The 19391-nt window shown below is 74.5% G+C and carries 15 protein-coding genes; 2 read left to right on the top strand and 13 right to left on the bottom strand.

Features of this window, described 5'->3' with window-relative positions; translation table 11 throughout:
* Nucleotides 1-498 (top strand): MarR family winged helix-turn-helix transcriptional regulator, encoded by a 498-nt coding sequence (locus IF43_RS0104010; protein WP_030193845.1) that lies wholly within the window; start codon nt 1-3, stop codon nt 496-498.
* On the opposite strand, the gene IF43_RS0104005 is transcribed toward IF43_RS0104010, so the two are convergent.
* The 13 genes from IF43_RS0104005 to rsmI all read right to left on the bottom strand — a co-directional run bounded on the left by IF43_RS0104005 (nt 457) and on the right by rsmI (nt 17564).
* Nucleotides 457-1257, bottom strand: a complete 801-nt coding sequence (locus tag IF43_RS0104005) for a response regulator transcription factor (RefSeq protein WP_030193844.1) — start codon at nt 1255-1257, stop codon at nt 457-459. The genes IF43_RS0104010 and IF43_RS0104005 overlap by 42 nt on opposite strands.
* A 563-nt stretch (nt 1258-1820) precedes the next feature.
* Nucleotides 1821-2798 (bottom strand): UDP-glucose 4-epimerase GalE, encoded by a 978-nt coding sequence (gene galE / locus IF43_RS0104000; RefSeq protein WP_030193843.1) that lies wholly within the window; start codon nt 2796-2798, stop codon nt 1821-1823.
* Between the two features lie 220 nt (nt 2799-3018).
* A complete protein-coding gene (locus IF43_RS0103995; RefSeq protein ID WP_051794652.1) occupies nt 3019-3735 on the bottom strand; it encodes a response regulator transcription factor in 717 nt (238 codons plus the stop codon).
* A gap of 145 nt (nt 3736-3880) precedes the next feature.
* Nucleotides 3881-5707, bottom strand: a complete 1827-nt coding sequence (locus IF43_RS0103990; RefSeq protein ID WP_030193838.1) for a PQQ-binding-like beta-propeller repeat protein — start codon at nt 5705-5707, stop codon at nt 3881-3883.
* Between the two features lie 58 nt (nt 5708-5765).
* Nucleotides 5766-7574 (bottom strand): PQQ-binding-like beta-propeller repeat protein, encoded by a 1809-nt coding sequence (locus tag IF43_RS0103985; protein ID WP_030193835.1) that lies wholly within the window; start codon nt 7572-7574, stop codon nt 5766-5768.
* Between the two features lie 175 nt (nt 7575-7749).
* Complete coding sequence (locus tag IF43_RS0103980) at nt 7750-9549, bottom strand: ABC-F family ATP-binding cassette domain-containing protein (RefSeq protein WP_030193832.1); 1800 nt, start codon at nt 9547-9549, stop codon at nt 7750-7752.
* 27 nt (nt 9550-9576) lie between these two features.
* The gene (locus IF43_RS0103975; RefSeq protein WP_030193829.1) at nt 9577-10911 is read right to left on the bottom strand and encodes an acyltransferase family protein; all 1335 of its coding nucleotides are present in this window, start codon (nt 10909-10911) and stop codon (nt 9577-9579) included.
* A 122-nt stretch (nt 10912-11033) separates the two neighbouring features.
* Nucleotides 11034-11948: a 4-(cytidine 5'-diphospho)-2-C-methyl-D-erythritol kinase gene (locus tag IF43_RS0103970; protein WP_234331935.1), complete on the bottom strand. Its 915-nt coding sequence runs from the start codon at nt 11946-11948 to the stop codon at nt 11034-11036.
* Entirely contained in the window at nt 11945-12823 is an 879-nt protein-coding gene (gene rsmA / locus IF43_RS0103965; RefSeq protein WP_030193820.1) for a 16S rRNA (adenine(1518)-N(6)/adenine(1519)-N(6))-dimethyltransferase RsmA, read from the bottom strand. The genes IF43_RS0103970 and rsmA overlap by 4 nt, the downstream gene beginning before the upstream one ends.
* Before the next feature lie 140 nt (nt 12824-12963).
* Complete coding sequence (locus IF43_RS0103960) at nt 12964-14229, bottom strand: resuscitation-promoting factor (protein ID WP_234331941.1); 1266 nt, start codon at nt 14227-14229, stop codon at nt 12964-12966.
* A gap of 731 nt (nt 14230-14960) precedes the next feature.
* A complete protein-coding gene (locus IF43_RS0103955; protein ID WP_030193815.1) occupies nt 14961-15836 on the bottom strand; it encodes a TatD family hydrolase in 876 nt (291 codons plus the stop codon).
* 152 nt (nt 15837-15988) lie between these two features.
* A complete protein-coding gene (locus IF43_RS0103950) occupies nt 15989-16402 on the bottom strand; it encodes a hypothetical protein (protein WP_078909909.1) in 414 nt (137 codons plus the stop codon).
* A gap of 241 nt (nt 16403-16643) precedes the next feature.
* Nucleotides 16644-17564 (bottom strand): 16S rRNA (cytidine(1402)-2'-O)-methyltransferase, encoded by a 921-nt coding sequence (gene rsmI / locus IF43_RS0103945; RefSeq protein ID WP_051794650.1) that lies wholly within the window; start codon nt 17562-17564, stop codon nt 16644-16646.
* A 61-nt stretch (nt 17565-17625) separates the two neighbouring features.
* Here rsmI and IF43_RS0103940 point away from each other — a divergent pair, with 61 nt between their 5' ends.
* Complete coding sequence (locus tag IF43_RS0103940) at nt 17626-19368, top strand: dolichyl-phosphate-mannose--protein mannosyltransferase (RefSeq protein WP_030193809.1); 1743 nt, start codon at nt 17626-17628, stop codon at nt 19366-19368.
* Nucleotides 19369-19391: the final 23 nt, after the last annotated feature.

Here is a 19391-nt window from a genome sequence, read left to right as displayed (position 1 = left end):
ATGGAGGACGAGGTCGACCGATTGGTCGCGGCATGGCGTCGGGAGCGCCCTGACCTCGACGTGGAACCGCTCGAAGTGCTCAGTCGGGTCAGCAGGCTCGCCCGCCACCTCGACCGGGCCCGCCGCCTTGCGTTCGCCGAGCACAACCTGGAGCCCTGGGAGTTCGACGTCCTCACGTCGCTGCGCCGCGCCGGCGCCCCCTACCAGCTCTCCCCCGGCCAGCTACTGACGCAGACGCTGGTCACCTCGGGGACGATGACCAACCGCATCGACCGGCTCGCCAAGAAGGGCCTGGTCGAGCGCCTCCCGGACCCCAGCGACCGGCGCGGCGTCCTGGTCCGCCTCACCCCCGAGGGTCGCGAAAGCGCCGACCAGGCCCTGGCCGGCCTGCTCGCCCAGGAGCGGGCCATCCTGGCCCGGCTCCCGCGCGAGCGGCGCACGGAACTGGCGGGACTGCTACGCCAGTTGACCGCTCCGTTCGACAACATCCCCGGGTAGCTCCACCGGCCGTACGCCGGCCCGCCGGGCGAGCGCCACGGCGGCGAGGGTCGAGTGCACACCCAGCTTCCCCAGCACGTTCTGCATGTGCGTGCGCACGGTGTGCGGGGAGAGGAAGAGGCGCGCGGCCACGTCCTTGCGGTTGAGTCCGGCCACCATGCACCGCAGCACCTCGTGCTCGCGCGGGGTCAGGGACTCCACCAGGCGCTCGCTGTCGGTGCGGTGCTTGCGGGCCGCCGTCAGCTCCCGCAGGACCCCGGTGAGCAGCGCCGGCGGCAGGTGCGTCTCCTCCCGCAGCACGCCGCGGATGACGGCGAGCAGGCGGGAGAGCGAGCAGTCCTTGGCCACCCAGCCGGAGGCCCCGGCCTGCAGGGCCAGCGCCGCCCGGCGGGGGTCGTCGCGCTCGGCGAGGACGACCGTACGGACCGCGGGTTGGGCGCCGCGCACGCTCGCGACCAGCGCGATGCCGTCCGGCGGCCCCTCCCAGCGCGGGCCGGGTGAGGGCCCGCCGCCCGGCTCGGGGACGCGGACCGCCGCCCCACCGCCGGGCGGGGACCCGGCCGCGGCGCCGAGGTCGGCGTCCACCAGCAGCACGTCGAACCTGCGCCCTTCGGCCGCCGCGCGGTCCAGACAGCGCAAGGCGGCCGGACCGCTGCCGGCCGCGGACACGTCCACGTCGGGCTCGGCCGCGAGCGCCGCGGCCAGCGATTCGGCGAAGATGCGGTGATCGTCCACCACGAGGACCCGGATACGAACCACAGACACCCCCAAGGGTCGGGGAACGGACCGGCGCGGGTACGACGCCCGGAACGGAGCTGGGTGTTCCGCGGTCCGGTGTCACGGCCGCCGCCGCAACTGGACTGCTACCCCGGCCCGGACGTCGTACCCGACTGTCTCGACCCCTGAATCAGCACCGGCCCCCACCGGTGCCGCTCATCAGCGTACGGGGACGGGGCCCCGGAGTTGGCCGAATCCCGGAAGTTTTCTCCGCCTCTTTGGGCGGTGGCCATACGGAACTCCGAAGGACGGCACGGGGAGTTCGCCCAGTGGGGGCGGAACCGGACGTTCGACAAACCTCCGGCATGGCCGAAAACCGCCCCCTGTTCGGTGTATGGGTGCACTCGGGTCGCATCACGCGGCGTGTACGCAACGAGCGCCCGCGCAGGGTGCGCGACCCCGGCGCACCCCCGGGCGCGTGCGCCTCGACCCTGCGACGGCGAGCGCCCCCGCGGTTCCTCCGGGACCGGGGGTCGCACGGGGGCGCGGCACCGTGCGCCGGGCGCACCGGCCGTGCGCCGGCCGCGCACCGGCCGGTGCGACGCCTATGCGCCGTCGGCGCGTTCGGCCTCGCGGCGGAGGGCGAACTCCCAGGCGTCGGTGACGATGCCGGCGAGGTCGGAGCGGCGCGGGGTCCACCCGAGCCGCTCGCGGGCCGTGGCGGCCGAGGCGACCAGCACCGCGGGGTCGCCGGGCCGGCGCGGAGCGATGACCTCGGGGACGTCCCGGCCGGTGACCTTGCGGACGGTCTCGATGACCTCGCGGACCGAGAAGCCGCTGCCGTTGCCGAGGTTGCACACCAGGTGCTCGCCCGCCGTCGCCGCCTCAAGGGCGGAGAGGTGGGCCTCGGCGAGGTCGGCCACGTGGATGTAGTCGCGGACGCAGGTGCCGTCCGGGGTGGGGTAGTCGTCGCCGAAGACCGAGATCGACGCGCGCTGTCCGAGGGCCACTTGGAGGACCAGCGGGATGAGGTGGGTCTCTGGGTCGTGGCGCTCGCCGTACTCCCCGTAGGCGCCGGCCACGTTGAAGTAGCGCAGCGAGACGGCGGCCAGGCCGTGCGCCGCGCACTCCCCGGCGATCATGTGGTCCACGGCGAGCTTGGAGGCCCCGTAGGGGTTGGTCGGCGCGGTGACCGACGCCTCGGTCAGCAGACCTTCGGCGGGCTCCCCGTAGGTGGCGGCGGTGGAGGAGAACACCAGCGTCCGCACACCAGCCGCCCGCATGGCGCCCAGGAGTTCCAGGGTGCCGCCGACGTTGTTGTCCCAGTACTTGCCGGGGTTCGCCACCGACTCGCCGACCTGCGAGGAGGCGGCGAAGTGCAGGACCGCGTCGAAGGAGCCGTCCAGGTGGCGGCCGGCGTCCTGGATCCGGCCCTTGACGTACGTCGCGCCCGCGGGCACTCCGCGGCGGTGGCCGGTGGACAGGTCGTCCAGGACGACCACTTCGTGGCCGGCTTCCAGCAGGTGCGCGGCGACCACGCTGCCGACGTAGCCGGCGCCGCCCGTGACCAGGTACTTGCTCACTTTGCTCGCTCCCTCTCGCAGGGGATGGGGTGGAACTCGCGGCGCCACGATGCCAGACCGGGCTGTGCGGGGTCCGCGTCCGTCAACGCCGGTACGGGGAGGTCACCCGCGGGGGACGGCGTGCGCGCGGGCGCGCTCCCCCACGGGGACGGCACGCGGGCGGGACCGGTCCCGCGCCAGGGCCGGTGGGGCGCCAGGGCCGGTCAGGCGCCCGGAGCGGTCACTCGCGCGGGCCGGGCTGCAGCGGGATCGAGGGGACCGGAGGCAGGGGCGCGGTCCCCGCGCGGTCCAGCAGCCCGGTACGGGCGGCCAGCGCGGCCGCCTCCAGCCGCGAGCCGACCCCGAGCTTCATCAGCACCCGCTGAACGTGCGTGCGGGCGGTGCTCGGCGCGATGCTCATGCCGGCGGCGATGACCCGGGTGTCCTCGCCCTCGGCCACCCGCACGAGCACCTCGACCTCGCGCGGGGTCAGCAGCTGCAGCAGCCGGCTGCCCTCGTCGTCGGGGGCCGCCGCGGGGTTGAGGAGCTCCGCGAACGCGCCCTGGAGGAGCTGCGGGGACACCGCGGCCTCGCCGGCCCGCGCCTTGGCCAGGGCGCGCTCGACGCCCTCGATGCGCTCGTCCTGGCGCACGTACCCCGAGGCGCCGGCGGCGAAGGCGGCCGCGATCCCGCGCGGGCTCGGCACCGGGCCGAGCACCACCACGGCGATCTGCGGGCGCTCGCGCTTGATGCGCACCACCGGGTCGAAGACGCCCGGTTCCGCGGGCGTGGCGGTGCCCAGCAGGCACACCTCGGGGGCGCGGCTGATGACGAGCTCGGCGGCCCCGGCCGCCGGCGCGGCGGCGGCCAGCACGCGGTGCCCGCGCAGTTTCAGCGCGGAGGCGAGCGCCTCGGCCAGCAGCCGGTGCTCGTCGACCACCATGACCCTTACACCCATCAGGTGCCCCCTACCCTTTTGCCCCGGCAAGCTACACGCTTGTTCGACGCCGCGCGCCGGTTACCGCCCAGAAGCCCCCGGAAGGCCGAAGAGGGCGCCATCCGTTGCCGGATGACGCCCCCCAAGGCGGCTCGGACCTACCTCGTCAGCCGGTCGTGTAGCTCACGATGAGGTAGTCCTTCTCCTTCGAGGTGGTGTACGGCTTGTCGATCATCGTCTCGGAGATGAACAGCCTCCCCTTGGCGTAGCGGTACTCGGCGAACTGGGCCGAGAAGCTCGTCTCCGGGTCGGTGATGTCGGCGTCGCCGGGCATCTCCATCAGCACGGTCTGCTTCAGGGTTTGGGTGTCGATGCTGACGACCTGGCCGCCCTTCTGGTAGGGGGGCCGCTTGTAGGCGATGACGTTCGGCCCGTCCGTGCGGAGCGGGAACATCGTGTAGTCCTCGCCCGCGTCGAAGCGGTCCGCGGTCTGCTTGCCGGTCTTGATGTCGAACGAGACGATCTCGTTGGTCTCGTCGAAGCTGCCGGACTTGACCTCGTGCTCCTCGGTGGGCACGTACACCTTGCCGTTGGCGACCACGATGTGCTGGCAGGACTCGACCTGGGTGGCTTCGCACTTGGCCGCGTAGTGGTCGGACGGCAACGGGATGCGCTGGAGCAGCTTTCCGGTCTTCTCGTCGATGGAGAAGAGGTCGGAGATGCCGCTGCCGTCGCTCGCCGTGTCGCCGACGTCGGCCGCCACCACCAAGGGCCGGCTGGAGACGATGGAGGCCCACTCGATGCCCGGGGACATCCGGTACGTCGAGAGGGGCGCGCCGGTCTTCGGATCGAGCTCCTGGACCTCCAGGTACTGCGCACCGTGCGGGCCGCACTTGCGGACGGTCGCCAGGCCCGGGCCGCCCGCGTAGCCGCGGTCGTTGCATCCGTCGGCGGTGACCTTGGGCGCCCACAGGTTCTTGCCGTCGGCGAGGCTCCAGGCGGCACCTCCGTTCAGACCACCGGCGGCCACGGTCCCGCCGCTGATGGTGATCTTCTTGAAGTCGAGCTTCGCGTCGCCGCCGGCCTCGGTCTTGAGCGAGGTCGTCCAGTCCATCTTGCCCGTGTTCATGTCGAAGACGCCGACCTCGGTGCACGGGGAGATGCGCAGTGTGCCGGTGGGCCTGGTCGCCGCGTACAGGAAGGCGGCCTTGCCGTCCTTGGAGGTCTCGCGGCTGGCGCCGCAGACCTGGCCGGGCAGCGGCAGGGTCCACTTTGGGCTACCGGTTGCGGCGTCGTAGCCGACGATCTTGAGGACGTCGCTCTTGGCGTAGACGGTGTCGGTCAGCCACGATCCCTCGACGTTCACGAGGTTCGTGACCTTGGGAACGACGACCTCCATGACGCCCTTGGCCGCGGGATCGGCCGGCGCCCTCTCGAGGGCGGGACCGACGGGTACGTCCTCCAGGCCCCCCGGCTTGGGGGAGGCGGAGTTCTTGGCGTCGGAGCCGCTGCCCTCGGGGCCGCCGTCCTTGTCCTGCACGAGCCAGAGGCCGCCGCCGACGATGGCGGCGACCGCCACGACGGCCGCGACGACGATCGCGACGCGGGCCTTGGCGCCGTCGCCGGGGGCCTTGGGGGGCCGCCCGGGGGTCGGGGCGCCGGCGGTGTGCATCGGCTGGGTGACGGGCTGCTGGCCGTACGGGTTCGGCTGCGGCTGCCCGTAGGGGGGCGTGGGCTGGCCGTACGGGTTCGGCTGCGGCTGGCCGTACGGGTTCTGCTGCGGCTGGCCGTACGGGGCCGTCGGCTGGCCGTACGGGTTCGGCTGGGCGGGCTGGCCGGGCTGCTGCTGCGGGTAGCCGTAGCCGGGCTGCGCCTCGGGCTGCGCGCCCGGCTGGTGGCCCGGCGGCGGCGGGACGGGGGCGCCGAAGCCGCCGGCCGGTGGCTCCTGGGGCGCGCCGAAGCCGTCGGCGGGCTGCTGGGGCGGCGTACTCATGGCGTGGTTACCTCTCGGTGGGCGGCGTCGGCGTGGCTCACGTACGGCTCTGAGCGGGTCACTTGCCGAAGACCATCATCAGCTTCTCCTGCGCGTCGTCCTTGCCGAGCAGACGCGTCACGGAGATGAACAGGCGGCCGTCCGCGTACTGGATCTCGGGGTCGAAGAAGGACTGCTCGATGTCCTTGGCGGGGGTCGGGTTGCGCAGCACCGCGCGGGGCCTGCCGCCGCCCGGGGTGATGGCGACGACCTCGCCGCCCTTGTCGAACGTGGGCTTGTTGTAGGCGTAGACCTTGCCGCCCTCGGCCTTCAGCGGCACGAGCTGGCGGCCCTCGGAGGCCTTGACGCGCCACTTCTCCTTGCCGGTGTCGAGGTTGAACGCGACGACGGCGTTGTCGTTGCCGCTGCTTCCGCTCCCGCTGGTCGGGAAGTAGAAGGTGTCGCCGTCGACCACGGCGCCGATGCAGCTCTGCGGGTCGCGGTTGAGGACCGACCAGACGCAGGAGGCCTGGAAGTTGTCCTTGGAGGACAGCTGGGAGCGCAGCGTGCCGTTGGACCGCAGGGCGACGACGGCGCGCTTCTTGGCCTTGGAGTTGTCCAGGTCGGCGACGACCGGGTCGACCGAGTAGATCTTGTTGATCCGCCAGCCCTTGGGGAGCTTGTACGTCCAGGTGGGCTTGCCGGTGGCGGGGTCGGTGCCCTCCAGCTGCTCCTGGCGGTCCTCGTAGGTGCCGTTCGCGGGCGTGCAGGTGGCGGAGCCGATGAGCTTGCTGCCGCCGGCGTAGGCGTCGGGCAGGCAGTTGCCCTCGGCGCGGGCCCACACCTTGCTGCCGTCACTGATCTTGAAGGCGCTGGAGGGGCCGCTGCGGGCGACGGTGACGATGTCCCCGTGGATGGCCAGGCCGGGGCTCGTCATGATGTCGAACAGGCCCTCCCGCGGGACCTCCTTGGTCCAGCCCGCGGTGCCCGCCGCCAGGTCGATCAGGCGCAGCTGGTTGCAGGTCTTGGCCTTCTTGAAGGCCACGACCACCTTGTGGTCGGCGGTGGTCTGGCGGGGGACGGCGCAGATCTCGCCGTCGAGGACCACGGACCACCTGCGGCGGCCGTCCTTGACGGAGTAGCCGCTGACGGTCTTGTAGGCGACCTTGGCGACGGTGTCACCGGCCACCCACATGCCGCTCGCGTCGGCGCCGTCGCCGGGCACGTCCTGCTCGTTCATCTTCAGCCAGAGGACCTTGTCCTCGCCGGGCTTGCGGCCCGCGTTGAGGTCCTTGCTGTTCGCGCCGCCGTCGCCGGTGCCGTCGCCCTCGTCGACGGACGGGGAGGCGGAGGGCTTGGCGTCGGAGCTGTTGTGCGCGACGGGCTTCTTGGGGTCGTCGCCGTCGCGGCCGAAGGCGAAGTACGCGCCCGCGCTGATGACGAGCACGCCGACGACGGAGGCGGCGATGATGGCCGTCAGCTTCTTGCGGGGCGTGCCGCCGCTGGCCGGGGGTACCGGCGGGGCCCCGTAGGGGCCGGGCTGCGGGGGCTGGCCGTAGGGGCCGGCGGGCTGCTGGGCGTACGGGTTCGGCTGGGGCTGGGCGCCGTACGGGCCGGGCTGGGGCTGCGGCTGGGCGTACGGGTTGGGGCCCTGCGGGGTGCCGTACGCGCCGGGCTGCGGCTGGGCGTACGGACCGGGCCGGCCGTACGGGCCCGGCTGGCCCGGCTGGCCCGGCTGGCCCGGCTGGCCCGGCTGCGGGTAGCCGTAACCGGGCTGCTGCGGCGGCTGGTTCGGCTGGGGAGGCGCCTGGTTCGGCTGCTGGGGCGGCTGGTTCGGCTGCTGCGCGGCGCCGAAGCCGCCGGGGGTCGGATGGGGCGGCGTCGTCATCAGCGCGTACCTCTGGCGTCGGGCGGGCGGGTGGGGGGAGGCCACCCTTTCTACCACCCGGCACCGACGACGAACGGCCCGTTCGCACCCCTGTTCCCAAGGGCGGACCGGGCCGTGACTCGGCCGTTATCGGCGCGGGCGGGCGGCCGGACCGGCGCCGACGTCCGTACCGGGACTAGACGTCCTCGGCCAGTTCCAGCCAGCGCATCTCCAACTCGTCGCGCTCGGCGATCAGTTCGCGCAGCTCGGCGTCGAGCTTGGCGACCTTCTCGAAGTCGGTGGCGTTGTCGGCGATCTGGGCGTGCAGGTTGGTCTCGCGGTCCGAGATCTTGTTGAGCTGCCGCTCGATCTTCTGGAGTTCCTTCTTCTGGGCGCGCTGGTCGCCGGCCGTCTTCTCCTTCGCGGGCGCGGCGGGGGCCGGCGCGGGGGCGGCGGCCTCGATCATGCGGGCCCGGCGCTCCAGGTACTCGTCGAGGCCGCGCGGCAGCATCCGCAGGCTGGCGTCGCCGAGCAGCGCCATCACGGTGTCGGTGGTGCGCTCGATGAAGTACCGGTCGTGGCTGATGACGATCATCGAGCCGGGCCAGCCGTCGAGGAGGTCCTCCAGCTGGGTGAGGGTCTCGATGTCGAGGTCGTTGGTGGGCTCGTCGAGGAAGAGGACGTTGGGCTCGTCCATGAGCAGGCGCAGCAGCTGCAGGCGGCGGCGCTCGCCGCCGGAGAGGTCGCCGACCGGCGTCCACTGCTTCTCCTTGGTGAAGCCGAACTGCTCGCACAGCTGACCGGCGGTCATCTCGCGGCCCTTGCCGAGGTCGACCCGGTCGCGGACGCGCTGGACGGCCTCCAGGACCCGCAGGGACGGGTCGAGTTCGCCGACCTCCTGGGAGAGGTACGCCAGGCGCACGGTCTTGCCGACGGTGACCTTGCCGGCGGCGGGCTGCGTCTCGCCCTCGGTGCGGGCGGCGGTGGCCAGGGCGCGCAGGAGCGAGGTCTTGCCGGCGCCGTTGACGCCGACCAGACCGATGCGGTCGCCGGGGCCGAGCTGCCAGGTGAGGTGCTTGAGGAGGGTCTTGGGGCCCGCTTCGACGGTGACGTCCTCCAACTCGAAGACGGTCTTGCCGAGCCGGGCGCCGGCGAAGCGCATCAGCTCGCTGCGGTCGCGGGGCTCGGGCACGTCCGCGATGAGGGCGTTGGCGGCCTCGATGCGGAAGCGGGGCTTGCTGGTGCGTGCCGGGGCACCGCGGCGCAGCCAGGCGAGCTCCTTGCGGACGAGGTTCTGCCGCTTGGTCTCCTCGGTGGCGGCGATGCGCTCGCGCTCGGCGCGGGCGAACACGTAGTCGCTGTAGCCGCCCTCGTACTCGTAGACCGCGCCGCGCTGGACGTCCCACATGCGGGTGCAGACCTGGTCGAGGAACCAGCGGTCGTGGGTGACGCAGACGAGGGCGCTGCGGCGGACCTGCAGGTGGCCGGCGAGCCAGGCGATGCCCTCGACGTCGAGGTGGTTGGTGGGCTCGTCGAGGACGAGCAGGTCCTGCTCGGCGATGAGGAGCTTGGCCAGCGCGATGCGGCGGCGCTCGCCGCCGGAGAGCGGGCCGATGACGGTGTCGAGGCCCTGGCCGAAGCCGGGCAGGTCGAGGCCGCCGAACAGGCCGGTGAGGACGTCGCGGACCTTGGCGTTGCCGGCCCACTCGTGGTCGGCCATGTCGCCGATGATCTCGTGGCGGATGGTCGCCTTGGAGTCGAGCGAGTCGTGCTGGGTCAGCACGCCCAGCCGCAGTCCGCCGTTGTGGGTGACGCGCCCGGTGTCGGGTTCCTCGAGGCGCGCCAGCATGCGGATGAGGGTGGTCTTGCCGTCGCCGTTGCGGCCCACGACTCCGATCCGGTCCCCCTCGGACACGCCGAGGGAGATGCCGTCGAGCAGGGTACGGGTGCCGTACACCTTGCTGACTGCCTCGACATTGACCAGATTGACGGCCATCCACGCGCTCCAGGTAAGGGGGATCGATCAGCCCCTCAGCCTAACGCTCCGCACACCCCCGGTCCGCTCCACCGTCAGCCAGCCGAGGAGCACCATCCCGATGGCGACCGGGGCGGTGACCGGTACGGCGACGAGGACGGCGCTGTGTCCCTGCAGCAGACCGCCCAGTCCGGTGAGCGAGAGCCCGAGGACTCCCAGGAGGCACAGGGTGATGCCGGCGGCGGCGACCGGGCCGGACGAGGGGGTGGGGGCCGCGGGGGCGGGCCGCTCGAAGACGCGGAACGCCGCGACGAGGAGCGCCGTGAGGAGGGCGGCGGCGACCAGGCGGGCCGGCGCCTGGGCCCACCAGGCGGCCGTCGCGGGGCGGGGCAGCCGCAGGCCGAGCGCCAGCTGGGCCCCGTAGACGCCGAGCATGGCGGTGAGGTGCCACAGGAAGGCCGTCATGGCGACGCCGTTGGCGGCGACGACGGTGCGCCACAGCCGCGGGGCGGCCAGCCGGCGGGTGACGGGGCCGCGCAGCAGCTCGACCGCCCCGACCAGCCAGAGGCCGTGGCACAGGAGGGCGAACGTCGGCGGGGCCATGTTCGAGATCTTCTCGCCGGGCATGCCGACCATGGAGAGCGGGTACGGGCCCGCGGCGACCAGCACGGCGGCCGCCGCCAGCCCGCCCAGGGCCAGGGTCGCGGGCACCCGGCCCCAGCCGCCGGGGCCCTGGCGGTCGGCCCGCAGGAAGCCCAGCTGGTGGACCGCGAGCCAGACGAGCGCGAAGTTCAGGAACTCGACGTACGGCACGCCGACGGCGAACCGCAGCACGTCCACCGCTCCGGCCGCGGCCACGAGGGCCCAGAAGGCCGCCCAGCCGTGCCGTTCGTGCATCCGGAGCAGCGGCGGGGTGAGGGCGACCATCACGAGGTAGATCCCGATGAACCACAGCGGCTGGGTCACCAGGCGCAGCGCGGCGCCGGTGAGTCCGCCGCCGCCCCCGGCCAGCTGGACGACGACGGCTGCCGCGGCCCACACCACGACGAACGCCAGCGTGGGGCGCAGCAGCCGGCGGAGCCGGGCGCGCAGGAAGGCGGCGTAGACCGGCGCGTGCGGCTGTCGCCGGGCCAGCGAGCGGTAGGACAGGGCGTGGGAGAACCCGCCGACGAAGAAGAACACGGGCATGACCTGGAGCGCCCAGGTGAGCAGCTGCAGGCCGGGCACGAGGGCGAGCAGGTTGCCGACCCCGTCGGGGGTGACGGCGGCCATGAGCCAGTGCCCGAGCACGACCGTGCCGAGCGAGGCGACCCGGAGCAGGTCGACGTAGCGGTCGCGGTTCCCCGGTGTGGCGGCGGCGAGTTCGGCGGCGGTGTGTCGCATGCCCCCACCGTCGCGGGCACCGCCGCTCCCCCGGCAGGGCCCGGGTACTCAGTTCGCCCTGAGTACCCGCACCCGTGCTCCCGGCGCCGCCGGGGGGCAGCGCCGGGACGGGGCGGGCCGGGTCAGGTGACGACGGTGGCGCCGCGGGCCGGGGAGGTGGCGGTGCGGGTGGTGCGGACGGTGGGGGCGGCGGCGAGGGCGGCGGCTACCCGGGCCGCGGACTCGGCGTCGGGGACCAGGAAGGCGGTGGTCGGGCCGGAGCCGGAGACCAGGGCGGCCGGTGCACCGGCCGCCCGGCCGGCGGCGAGGGTGTCGGCGAGCTCGGGCCGCAGCGAGAGGGCCGCGGGCTGGAGGTCGTTGACGAGCGCGGCGGCCAGGCCCTGGGTGTCGCCCTTGGCCAGGGCGTCCAGCAGGTCCTGGGAGGCGGCGGGCACGGGGAGGTCGCGGCCCTCGGCGAGCCGGTCGAACTCGCGGAAGACGGCCGGCGTGGACAGTCCGCCGTGGGCCGTCGCGAAGACCCAGTGGAAGGTGCCGCCGGTCTCCAGCGGGGTCAGCAGCTCCCCGCGGCCGGTGCCGAGCGCGGCGCCGCCGACCAGGCTGAAGGGCACGTCGCTGCCGAGCTCGGCGCAGATGTCGAGGAGCTCCTCGCGGGACGCGCCGGTGCCCCACAGGGCGTCGCAGGCCAGCAGGGCGGCGGCGCCGTCGGCGCTGCCGCCGGCCATGCCGCCGGCGACCGGGATGGCCTTGTCGATGTGCAGGTGGACGCGGGGCTCGATGCCGTGCCGGGCGCCGAGGAGTTCGGCGGCGCGGGCGGCCAGGTTCGTCCGGTCCAGCGGCACCTGGTCGGCGTCGGGGCCGGCGCAGGTGACGCGCAGCTCCTCGGCGGGGGTGGCGGTGACCCGGTCGTAGAGGGAGACGGCGAGGAAGACGTTGGCCAGGTCGTGGAAGCCGTCGGCGCGCGCGGCGCCGACCGCCAGCTGGACGTTGACCTTGGCGGGGACCCGTACGGTCACGCCGGCGGGACCGGTGGCGCTCACAGGGCCCCCTCCGGCACGGGGCGGTGCTCGGCGATGCGGGCGAACTCCTCGACGGTCAGGGCCTCGCCGCGGGCCTGCGGGGAGATCCCGGCGGCCACGAGGGCGGCCTCGGCGCCGGCGGCCGAGCCGGCCCAGCCGGCCAGTGCGGCGCGCAGGGTCTTGCGGCGCTGCGCGAAGGCCGCGTCGACGACCGCGAACACCTCGCCCTTGGTGGCGGTGGTCTTGACGGGCTCGGCGCGGCGCACCAGCGAGACCAGGCCGGAGTCGACGTTGGGCGCGGGCCAGAAGACGTTGCGGCCGATGGCCCCGGCCCGCTTGACCTCGCAGTACCAGTTGGCCTTGACCGAGGGCACGCCGTAGACCTTGTTGCCGGGGCGGGCGGCGAGCCGGTCGGCGACCTCGGACTGCACCATGACGAGGGTGCGCTCGATGCTCGGGAAGCGGTCGAGCATGTGCAGCAGCACGGGTACGGCGACGTTGTACGGGAGGTTCGCGACCAGCGCGGTGGGCGGCGGGCCGGGCAGCTCCTGGACGTGCATGGCGTCGGAGTGGACGAGGGCGAACCGCTCGGCCCGGGCGGGCATGCGGGCCGCGATGGTGGCGGGCAGCGCGGCGGCCAGCAGGTCGTCGATCTCGACGGCGGTGACCCGGTCGGCCGCCTCCAGCAGCGCGAGCGTCAGCGAGCCCAGGCCGGGGCCGACCTCGACGACCGTGTCCTCGGGGCGCACGTCGGCGGTGCGCACGATGCGGCGCACGGTGTTGGCGTCGATGACGAAGTTCTGGCCCTTCTGCTTCGTCGGACGCACGCCGAGCGCCGCGGCCAGTTCGCGGATGTCGGCGGGGCCGAGGAGGGCGTCGCCGGCGGCGTCGCTCACGGGGGCGCTGCTCGCGGCCTGGTCGGCCGCGGCCTCGCCGGTCGTGGCGTCGTCCGTGGTGGCGTCGTCCGTGGTGACGTCCTCGGTCGCGACCTCGCCGCTCGTGGCGTCGTGCGTGTCGGGCTGGTGCTCTGCGGTGCTCACCGGGTAAGCCTACGGCCGCAGTGCGGCCACGGACTCGCCCCCCGCTGCACGTAGAGCTTCTTGGCCCGGAAGGTCTGCTCGCCGGCGGGCGCGTCCTGCGGGCGCCCGCTGCCGCCGAGGGCCTGCCAGGTCTGCACGTCGAACTGGTAGAGCCCGCCGTACGTGCCGGAGCCGTCGACCGCGCCGGGCCGGCCCCCGGACTCGCAGTGGGCGAGGGCGCCCCAGTCGAGTCCGTCGGCCCCGGCGACGGAGGTGGGCAGCGGGCGGGTGCCGACGCGGATCTTCTGGGTGACCGGCTCGCGGATCACCTCCTCGGCGACCCGGCGCGGCTTCTGGCGGACGCCGTTGACGGTGCGCAGGGTGTACGTGACCCGGCGGGCGCCGGGCCGGCCGGCCCGGTCGACGACCTCGGTGCCGGCGAAGAGGCCGTCGTCCGCCACCCGCTCCGTGGCGTACGGGACGAGCTCCTCGCGGACCTCCCGGGTGCCGGTGATGCGCAGCACGGTGACGGTCTGGCCGTCGCGGGGGAAGGAGGCGGGCGGTACGGAGGTGGTGTCCTGGCCCTGGAGGGTGATGCCGGCCTGTTCGAGGGCCTCGCGGACGGTGGCGGCGTTGGTGCGGACGGTCCGCTCGCGGCCGTCGGCGAGGAAGGTGACGGTCCGCTCGGTGCGCACGCTCAGGGTCATGCCGTCGCGGGCGATGGGGGTGGTCCGGGCGGCGGACAGGTACGCGCCCTCGGCGCGGATGCCGAGCTGGCGCAGGGCGGCCTCGACGGTGCGGGCGGTGGTCCACACCCGGCGGCGGGTGCCGTCGAGGGTGAGGAGCACGGGCCGGCCGTAGCGGACGACGACCTCGTCGCCGTCGGCGAGGTCGTCCCCGGGGGCGGGGGCCACGAGGTCGTGGTCGCCGACGGCGACGCCCTGCTGGGCGAGGAGCTCGCCGACGTCGTCGGCGAAGGTGTGCAGGGTGCGGGGGGTGCCGTCGACGGTGAGGCGGATCGCCTTGTCGCTGGCGACGAAGGCGGAGGTGCCGCCGGCGAGGAACGCGACGACGAGGGCCTGCGGGACCAGCCGCCGCCACGTCTCGCCGCGGGAGGCGGCGGCCCGGGTCGCCTGGCGGGCGCCCGCCCCGTCGCCCGGGCCGCCGGCGCCGGGGGCCGGGTCACCCGCGGGGCCGCCGGTGCCGGGGCCGCCCGCGGCGGCGCGGCGGCGTCGCGCGGCCCGCCGGTCGGCTCCGGAGCGGGGCGCCGGCACGGCCGCCAGGCCCCCGCCGGCCGCCGCCGCGCGCCGCCGGCCGCGCGGGGTGGCGGGCCCCGGCGGGGGCCCGGCGGCGGGACCGGAGCCGGGCTCCGGTCCGTCGTCCGGGGCCGGCGGGGCCGGTGCCGCGCGCCGCCGTCCGGTTCCGGGGGCGAGCGCATGGCCGTACGCGTCCTCGTCGGCGGGCGCGGTGCCGCGGGCGTCGTACGTGTCCTCCACGGCGGGGGCGTACGCGTCCTGGAAGGCGGGGGCGTGCGCGGCCGCGTACGGCGGCGGCGCGTACCCGCTCCCCGGGTCGCCCGGCGCGTCGGCGTACCGGCCCGCGTCCGGCGGCGCGGCGGCCGGCCCCGGCACGACCGGTGCGCCCGGCCCGGACGGTTCGCCCAATGCGCCCGGTGCGGCGCGGCGGCGGCGCCCCGTGCCCGGCGCCAGCGTCTCGTACGCGGGGGCGTACGGGTCCTCGTACGGCACGCCGGGGCCGCCGCGGCCGTCGTACGGGACGGCCGCGAGGGTCTCGGCCGCGGCGAACCACTCGGGGCTCAGCCCGCTCGGGCCCTCGAACGGCGCGGAGTGCCGCGGGGGCCCCGAAGGGGCTCGATGACTGCCCTGCCCATCGGTCACGACGCGCTCCCACCGGTCCTGGCCCCCCGCCCGGCGGCGGGGACGGGCACGGGACACTAGCGGAGCGGCGGTCACTCACCAAAGCGGCACGACCACGGAGAGTGTCGAACCTCCGCTCAGTAGTCGAACGCCCGCGCGGTGTTGGCGCCCAGTGCCTCGGCCATCGCGTCCTCGCCGATCCCGCGCACGGCGGCCATCGCGCGCACCGTGACCGGAATGAGATAGGGCGCGTTGGGCCGTCCGCGGTACGGCGCCGGGGTCAGGAACGGGGCGTCCGTCTCGACCAGCACGAGCTCCAGCGGCGCCACCGCCAGCGCGTCGCGCAGGTGCTGGGCGTTCTTGAAGGTGACGTTGCCGGCGAAGGACATGAAGTACCCGGCCTCCGCGCACTTCTTGGCCATGTCGGCGTCGCCGGAGTAGCAGTGGAACACGGTCCGCTCGGGGGCGCCCTCCTCGCGCAGGACGCGCAGCACGTCGGCGTGCGCCTCCCGGTCGTGGATGACGAGTGCCTTGCCCTGCCGCTTGGCGATCTCGATGTGGGCGCGGAAGGACCGCTCCTGGGCGGCCATGCCCTCGGGCCCGGTGCGGAAGTAGTCGAGACCGGTCTCGCCGACGGCCTTGACGTGCGGGAGGGCCGCCAGCCGCTCGATCTCGGCCAGCGCCTCGTCGAGGGCCGTGTCCCCGCCGCCCGGGCGGGCGCCCTGGCGGGACCAGCCGTCCGGATCGCCGTGGACGATGCGGGGCGCCTCGTTCGGGTGCAGGGCGACCGCCGCGTGGACGTTCGCGTGGGCGGCGGCCGTCTCGGCGGCCCAGCGCGAGCCCTTCACGTCGCAGCCCACCTGGACGACCGTGGCCACCCCGACGGCGGCGGCCTTGCGCAGGCCCTCCTCCACGGTGCCGGACTGCATGTCCAGGTGGGTGTGCGAGTCGGCCACCGGCACGCGCAGCGGTTCGGGCAGCGGCGGCGGGGCGTCCTTCGGGTCTGCGCTCATACGGCCGATCTTATGAGGAACGGCTGAGGCGGCGCGTGTGCGGACGGCTGAGGCGGCGCGTGTGCGGACGGCTGAGGCGGCGCGGGGTGTGCGGAACGGCGGACGCGGCCCCCGGGAGGCCGCGTCGACGTGCGGCGGGTGCACCCGGCCGCTCAGGAGGAGCGGAAGAGCCCCTTCAGCCGGGCCAGCAGACCGCGCCGCTCCCCGCGGTCCTCGCTCGTCACCGGTACCGGGCCCGGGGCCTCGTGCAGCTCCGCGGGCCGGTTCGACCGGCGCTTCTCGTGGTGGTGCTCCGCGCGCCGCTCGTGCGTCGCGGGCACCGGGCCGGCGATCCCGGGGGCGATCCTGCGGTCGTGGTAGATCCGGTCCAGGGTGCCCAGGACCGAGGAGACCTGGCCCTCGCGCATGATGCGCACCACGTGCCCGCCGCAGTTCAGGCAGGTGGGGTTGGACAGCGGCGAGGGCACCCGCTCGCCGTCGATCGTGTAGATGAGGAACGGCTGGCCCTTCCCGTCCACGTGGTGCTCGATGTCGAACGACTGCTCCCAGCCGTATCCGCAGCGCATGCAGGCGAAGGAGTACGCCTCGCGGACGGTCTGTATGCCGGCGCCGGTGACCGGGCGGGTGGGGGCCGAAGCGGGGACGGGGGTGTCTGCGATCTCACTCATGCCAGCTCCTCTGGTCCGCTGGTGTCACTGGCCAGTGGACGCCTGTTCCGGCTGGAGCGCATCAGGCCCTGTCGACTCATGGACGGACTTTGGGCCGTTCATGCCCAAAGCGCCCGGTGCGCGGTCTGATCTTTGCTTTTCAGGTTAGCCCTTTACCGTCCTGGGGGCTCTTTTCAGCCGCATTCTTTGCCGCCACCACCGCGTCGAAGACCTCGCGCTTGGGTAGCCCTGCCTCCGCAGCCACGGCCGCGATGGCCTCCTTGCGGCGCTCCCCGGCCTCCTCGCGGATCCGGACCCGCCGCACCAGCTCCGCGGCGTCCAGTTCCTCGGGCCCGGTCTCCGGCGCTCCCTCGACGACCACGGTGATCTCGCCCCGTACGCCCTCGGCGGCCCACTGCGCGAGCTCGCCGAGCGGGCCGCGCCTGACCTCCTCGTAGGTCTTGGTCAGCTCGCGGCAGACCGCGGCGCGCCGGTCGGCGCCGAACACCTCGGCCATCGCGGCGAGGGTGTCGTCGAGCCGGTGCGGGGCCTCGAAGTAGACGAGCGTGCGGCGCTCTTCGCCCACCTCGCGCAGCCGGCCGAGCCGCTCGCCGGCCTTGCGGGGCAGGAAGCCCTCGAAGCAGAACCGGTCCACGGGCAGTCCGGACAGCGCGAGCGCGGTCAGCACGGCGGACGGGCCGGGCACGGCCGTGACCTTGATGTCCTTCTCGACGGCCGCCGCGACGAGCCGGTAGCCGGGGTCGGAGACCGAGGGCATGCCGGCGTCGGTGACCAGCAGCACGCGCGCGCCGCCCTCCAACGCCTCGACCAGCTCGGGGGTGCGGGCGGACTCGTTGCCCTCGAAGTACGACACGACCCGCCCGGAGGTGTGGATGCCCAGGGCCCGGGTCAGACCGCGCAGCCGCCGGGTGTCCTCCGCGGCCACCACGTCGGCGCCCTGCAGCTCGGCGGCCAGCCGCGGCGGGGCGTCCGCGATGTCCCCGATGGGGGTTCCGGCGAGGACGAGCACTCCGGCGGAGCTCGGCTGGTGGCTGCTGGTGTGCGGCTGCTGATCTGTCACCCGTCCATCCTCGCAGCCCGGAACAGGGGTCTGACACAGATGTGTTCCCTACGATGACCCGGTGACCAGTACCGCGACGCCTCAGCCCAGCCCCGCGGGGGCCCTGTCCGCCCCCGCCGGCGACGAGACGCCTGCCTGGCCGCGCCGGCTGCGCCGGTTCGGGTACGTGCCGGCCGCCCCGGCCGCCGACGTCCGGACGCGCCTGGTCCCCCCGTACGCGCAGCCCTCGCCGCGGCTGTGGGCGGTGTTCGGGATGTCCGCGGCCGCCGGGGAGCGGACCGCGCGCCTGCTGGCGTGGGCGGGCCCGCTGCTGGTGGCGCTGGTCGCCGGGGCCCTGCGGTTCTGGCGCCTGGGCAGCCCGAAGGCGGTGATATTCGACGAGACGTACTACGCCAAGGACTCCTGGGCGGTCATCCACAAGGGCTACGAGCTGAACTGGCCCAAGGACGTCGACAAGGCGATCATCGGCGACCCGTCGGGGGTGGCCCTGCCGCTGGACCCCGGGTACGTCGTGCACCCGCCGGTCGGCAAGTGGGTGATCGGCGCCGGCGAGTGGCTGTTCGGCTTCGATCCCTTCGGCTGGCGGTTCATGACCGCGCTGCTCGGCACGCTGTCCGTGCTGATGCTGTGCCGGATCGGCCGACGGCTGTTCCGGTCGACCTTCCTGGGCTGCCTGGCGGGCCTGCTGCTGGCGGTGGACGGCCTGCACCTGGTGATGAGCCGGACCGCACTGCTGGACCTGGTCCTGATGTTCTTCGTGCTGGCGGCGTTCGGGTCGCTCCTGATCGACCGGGACTGGGCCCGCCGGCGGCTCGCGGCGGCGCTGCCGGTGGACGCGGACGGCCGGGTGCGGCCGGACGCGCAGGTCGCGGAGACGCTGCGCCTGGGGTGGCGGCCGTGGCGGCTGCTGGCCGGTGTGTGCCTGGGCCTGGCGTTCGGCACGAAGTGGAACGGCCTGGTCGTGCTGGCGTTCTTCGGGGTGCTGACGGTCCTGTGGGACGCGGCCGCGCGCCGCGTGGCGGGTGCCGGGGCGCCGTACGCGGCGATGCTCAAGCGGGACGCGCTGCCGGCCTTCGCCTCCACCGTGCCGGTGGCGATCGGCGTGTACCTCGCCTCCTGGACCGGCTGGATCCTCAGCCCGGACGACGGCAAGGGCGGCTACTTCCGCGACTGGTCGGCCAAGCAGGGCGGCGTGGCGTGGCTGCCCGACTGGCTGACGAGCCTGTGGCACTACGAGACCGAGGTCTACAAGTTCCACGTGGGCCTGACCACGGGCCACACCTACGAGTCGAACCCCTGGAGCTGGCTGGTCCTGGGCCGCCCGGTCTCGTACTTCTACGAGTCCCCGGCGCCCGGTACGGACGGCTGCCCGGCCAGCGAGACCGGCAAGTGCGCCCGCGAGGTGCTGGCCCTGGGCACGCCGCTGCTCTGGTGGGCGGCCTGTTTCGCGCTGCTGTACGTGCTGTGGCGGTGGTTCTTCCGGCGCGACTGGCGGGCGGGCGCGATCGCCTGCGGCGTGGCGGCCGGGTACCTGCCCTGGTTCAACTACCAGGAGCGCACCATCTTCTTCTTCTACGCGGTGGTGTTCGTCCCGTACCTGTGCCTGGCGGTGGCGATGACGGTCGGCGCGCTCCTCGGCCCGCCCGGCTCCTCCGAGCGCCGGCGCACGCTCGGCGCGGTGGGGGCGGGCGTGCTGGTCCTGCTCATCGTCTGGAACTTCATCTACTTCTGGCCCGTCTACACCGGCCAGACCCTGCCGATGGACCAGTGGCGGGCCCGCATGTGGCTGGACACCTGGGTCTGACGGCACCGCCCGGCGGCCCGTCC

This window comes from Streptomyces sp. NRRL S-87 (assembly GCF_000719335.1).
Lineage (GTDB): Bacteria > Actinomycetota > Actinomycetes > Streptomycetales > Streptomycetaceae > Streptomyces.
This window is presented reverse-complemented; position numbering and strand designations above follow the sequence as displayed.